The organism is Paenibacillus sp. 01T422 (genome assembly GCF_056398785.1).
In genome coordinates, this window is record NZ_JBFTQB010000554.1 from 1 (window position 1) to 4362 (window position 4362).

Consider the following 4362-nt stretch of genomic DNA (forward strand, 5'->3'; position numbering starts at 1 on the left):
GCTCTAGATGCTGTGAAGCAATCAGGTAAAGTCCGCTATATTGGCGTTGCCGGATTACCGCTAACGGTATTTGAGAAATCGCTGGCCGTGAAAGAACTGGACTCGGTATTGTCTTATTGTCATTATTCTTTAAATGATACATCTTTGCTAGATTTAGTGCCGCTGGTTGAGCAGCAACGGATCGGACTGGTGAATGCCTCGCCCCTGTCCATGGGTCTGCTCAGTACTAGACCTGCTGCATCTTGGCATCCGGCGCCAGCTGATATTCATCGGCTCTGCAAGGAAGCGGCGGAATACTGTGCAAGCAGAGGCGTGGAAATTGCGAAGCTAGCGGTCCAATATTCGACGGCGAATGAGCGGATTCCAACGACGTTGGTCAGCACGGCGAGTCCGGAAAACATCAGCAAGAACATCGCATGGACAGATGAGCCACTGGATACAGAGCTGCTGCAAGAGGTTCTGGACATTTTGCAACCGATTCACAATAGGTCATGGGTCAGCGGAAGACCTGAATATAACGAAAAAGTTAACCTATAAAGGAGGGATTACATTGAAAGCGATCGTCTGTGAACAGATTGAGCAGTTTAGTTTTGTAGAAATGCAGGAGCCTATTGTCAAAGCAGGGGAAGCTATCGTTCGTATCAGAAGAATCGGGATCTGCGGGACGGATTTACACGCCTACAAAGGGAATCAGCCATTCTTCAGCTACCCGCGCATATTAGGTCATGAGCTCTCTGGGTATATTGAGGAAATTGGCGAAGGTGTCATGGGACTGCAAGCTGGCGACCAAGTCAGCATCGTTCCTTATCTGCACTGCGGGACATGCATCGCATGCCGCAATGGGAACACGAATTGCTGCATCGATATGAAAGTGCTGGGGGTTCATACGGATGGAGGCATGAGAGAGCTGATTGCCGTACCTGCCAGCCATCTCATTAAGACAGATGGACTGACGCTGGATGAAGCAGCTATGCTGGAGCCGCTTAGTATCGGTGCTCACGCTGTGCGGAGATCAGGACTTCGCGCAGGCGAAACTGTGCTCGTTATTGGTGCAGGGCCGATTGGACTTGGCGTCATGGTCCTGGCGAAGCAGGTTGGCGCTACCGTCATTGCCATGGATATCAACGATGAGCGGTTAGCGTTTTGCCGTAAGTGGGCAGGTGTCGATCATATCGTGAATGCGCTGCAGCAGCCGAAGGAGCAGCTGGCTGAGCTCACGAATGGTGATATGCCCACAATTGTCTTCGATGCGACAGGGAATGCGCGCTCCATGACGGATGCTTTCGGACTTGTCGCGCACAGCGGCAAGCTGGTATACGTTGGCCTCGTGAAGGCGGACATTACCTTCCATGATCCTGAGTTTCACAGGCGGGAGCTCACGCTGATGGGCAGCCGCAACGCAACGATGGAAGATTTTGATACGGTGCGTGAAGCACTGAAGAATGGTGTCATTGACATTGAGAGTTATATTACGCATCGCGCAGACTTTGAGGACATGATCGGCCAGTTTGAGACTTGGCTCAAACCGGAGTCTAAGGTGATTAAAGCGATCGTTTGTTTGTAAATGAAGAAGGTGCGCTCAACTGCTTGATGGCAGGTAGGCGCGCCTTTTGCTTTTATCCAACTCCAAAGATCATAGATTGACATATAGACATCATCTATAGCAAGTATCGAAACTATCGATTTTTTTAATGCTCTGACTATCCTTATAATAGAGATAAGCAGCAGCACACAAGAAATAGATGGAGGGATAACTGTTGAAACAGACAACTGTTGGTATTGAAGAGTTAAGTATCAATGCAATTCGCACACTAACGATTGACGCTGTCGAGAGAGCCGCAATGGGTCATCCCGGCATGCCGATGGGTGCCGCTCCTATGGCTTACGCCCTATGGACACAACACCTCAAACATAATCCAGCCGATGCCAAATGGGTAGATCGAGATCGCTTCGTTCTTTCTGCGGGACACGGCTCAATGCTGTTATACAGCCTGCTGCACTTAAGCGGCTATGGCCTAACTTTGGATGATATCAAAGAATTCCGCCAATGGGGAAGCCTTACACCAGGACATCCGGAATATGGTCATACAGTTGGTGTAGAAGCTACTACGGGACCGCTTGGTCAAGGCGTGGCGATGGCTGTCGGTATGGCGATGGCTGAAGCGCATCAAGCTGCTGTATATAACAAACCGAACTTCCCGATTGTTGATCATTATACGTATGCGATTTGTGGTGACGGCGATTTGATGGAAGGTGTTTCCTCAGAGGCTGCGTCCTTAGCAGGTCACTTAAAATTGGGTAAACTAATCGTGCTTTATGATTCTAACGACATTTCACTTGACGGAGATTTGAACATGTCATTCTCCGAGAATGTTCGTACACGTATTGAATCTTATGGCTGGCAATACTTGCGCGTGGAAGAGCAAAATAATATCGAAGCGATTTCCGCTGCGATCGCAGAAGGTAAGGCTGATACAAGCCGCCCGACGCTGATTGAGATCAAAACAACCATCGGTTACGGCTCACCGAACAAAGCAGGCAAAGGCGGCCACGGCGGTACGCACGGCTCGCCGCTTGGCAAAGATGAGCTGCTCCTGACGAAGCAGGCGCTGGGTTGGCCGCTTGAGCCGGATTTCTATGTGCCGGCTGAAGTGTACGAGCACTTCGCCCACTACAAAGAGTTGGGCGGCAAGGCTCAAAACAGCTGGGAGCAGCTGTGGAACAGCTACCAGGCTGCTTATCCCGAGCTCGCTAAGCAGTTCGAGATCGCAAGCAGCGGCACACTTCCGGCCGATTGGAACGCCGATGTGCCGCGCTACACACCAGAGAGCGGCGCGATCTCTACGCGCACCGCGTCCGGTAAAGTGCTCAACGGCCTGGCGAAGCGGGTTCCACAACTGGTCGGCGGTTCCGCCGATCTAGCGAGCTCCAACTTCACCATGCTGAACGACGACGCGGCATTCAGCGCCGCGAATTACAGCGGCCGCAACTTCTGGTTCGGCGTCCGGGAATTCGCCATGGGCGCAGCGCTGAACGGCATGCTGCTTCATGGCGGGATAAGAGCCTTCGGTGGCACGTTCCTCGTGTTCAGTGATTACTTGCGCGGCGCAATTCGTTTATCCGCGCTGATGAAGCTTCCTGTTGCGTATGTCTTCACGCACGACAGCATTGCTGTCGGCGAGGACGGCCCGACGCATCAACCGATCGAGCAGATCCCATCCTTGCGGATGATTCCGGATCTGACGCTGTTCCGTCCTGCGGACGCAAATGAAACGGCTGCGGCTTGGGAGTATGTCCTGCAAGCGCAAGAAGGCCCATTCGTGTTCGCGTTGTCCCGTCAGAATTTGCCAGTGCTGCCTGGCACAGACAAGCTTGCTTATGCTCATATCGGGCAAGGTGCTTATGTACTGGCTGAGGCTGCTGCTGGTGCTGTGCCTGATGTTCAGCTCATTGCAACAGGCTCCGAAGTTAGCTTAGCACTTGACGTGAAGAAGCAGTTGGCGCAATATGGAATTGGAGCAAATGTCATTTCCATGCCAAGCCGTGAGCTGTTTGAGCAGCAATCTTTGGACGTGCAGCAGGCGGTACTTAATCCGAATGTGAAAGCCAATGTCGTCATTGAGATGGCATATCCTGCTGGATGGGAAGAGATTACGGGTGGCGAAGGTTTTGTCGTGGGTATCCGGAAATTCGGAGCATCCGCGAAGGCAGATCGCGTAATTCGTGAATATGGTTTTACCGCAGAAGCAATCGTACAACAAATTAGACAGAAGTATTTCCAAGATTAACCCAAAACGGGAGAAAAGGTAGGGATACACTATGAAATTGTTTATCGACACAGCCAATGTAGAAGAAATTCGTAAAGCTCACGCGTTAGGTGTTGTTGCAGGGGTAACGACCAATCCTTCCCTTATTGCCAAAGAAGGCAGAGATTTCTTCGAAACTGTACAAGAAATCGTTTCTATCGTAGGGGATGTTCCAATTAGCGCAGAAGTTGTTTCCTTGAAAGCAGAAGAAATGGTCGAGCAAGGCAAGAAATTGGCTAAAATTAGCCCGAACATTGTCATCAAGCTGCCCATGACTCTTGATGGTCTTCAAGCGACTAGCGTGTTCAGATCACTCGGAATTCCTACGAACGTCACTTTGATCTTCTCCTCGACGCAAGCTCTGTTAGCTGCTCGCGCAGGTGCAACATATGTTTCACCATTTATCGGTCGTTTGGACGATATTAACCAAGTCGGGATGAACCTGATTAAGGAAATCAGCCAAATTTTCCAAGTGCATAACATCAAATCCGAAATTATCTCGGCCAGCGTCCGTCACTCCGCACACGTGATTGAAGCCGCGCTTGCAGGGTCACAT

At 50.8% G+C, this 4362-nt stretch carries 4 protein-coding genes; all 4 read left to right on the plus strand.

The window, feature by feature from the left end:
* On the plus strand, positions 1-537 hold a 537-nt coding region (locus AC1DUA_RS25685), incomplete at its 5' end, for an aldo/keto reductase (RefSeq protein ID WP_477502466.1).
* A gap of 13 nt (positions 538-550) precedes the next feature.
* Complete coding sequence (locus AC1DUA_RS25690) at positions 551-1564, plus strand: zinc-binding alcohol dehydrogenase family protein (RefSeq protein WP_477502467.1); 1014 nt, start codon at positions 551-553, stop codon at positions 1562-1564.
* Positions 1565-1757: 193 nt separating this feature from the next.
* A complete protein-coding gene (gene tkt / locus AC1DUA_RS25695) occupies positions 1758-3788 on the plus strand; it encodes a transketolase (protein ID WP_477502468.1) in 2031 nt (676 codons plus the stop codon).
* Between the two features lie 31 nt (positions 3789-3819).
* Positions 3820-4362, plus strand: a 543-nt coding sequence (fsa, locus tag AC1DUA_RS25700) for a fructose-6-phosphate aldolase (RefSeq protein WP_477502469.1), incomplete at its 3' end; no start/stop codon positions are given.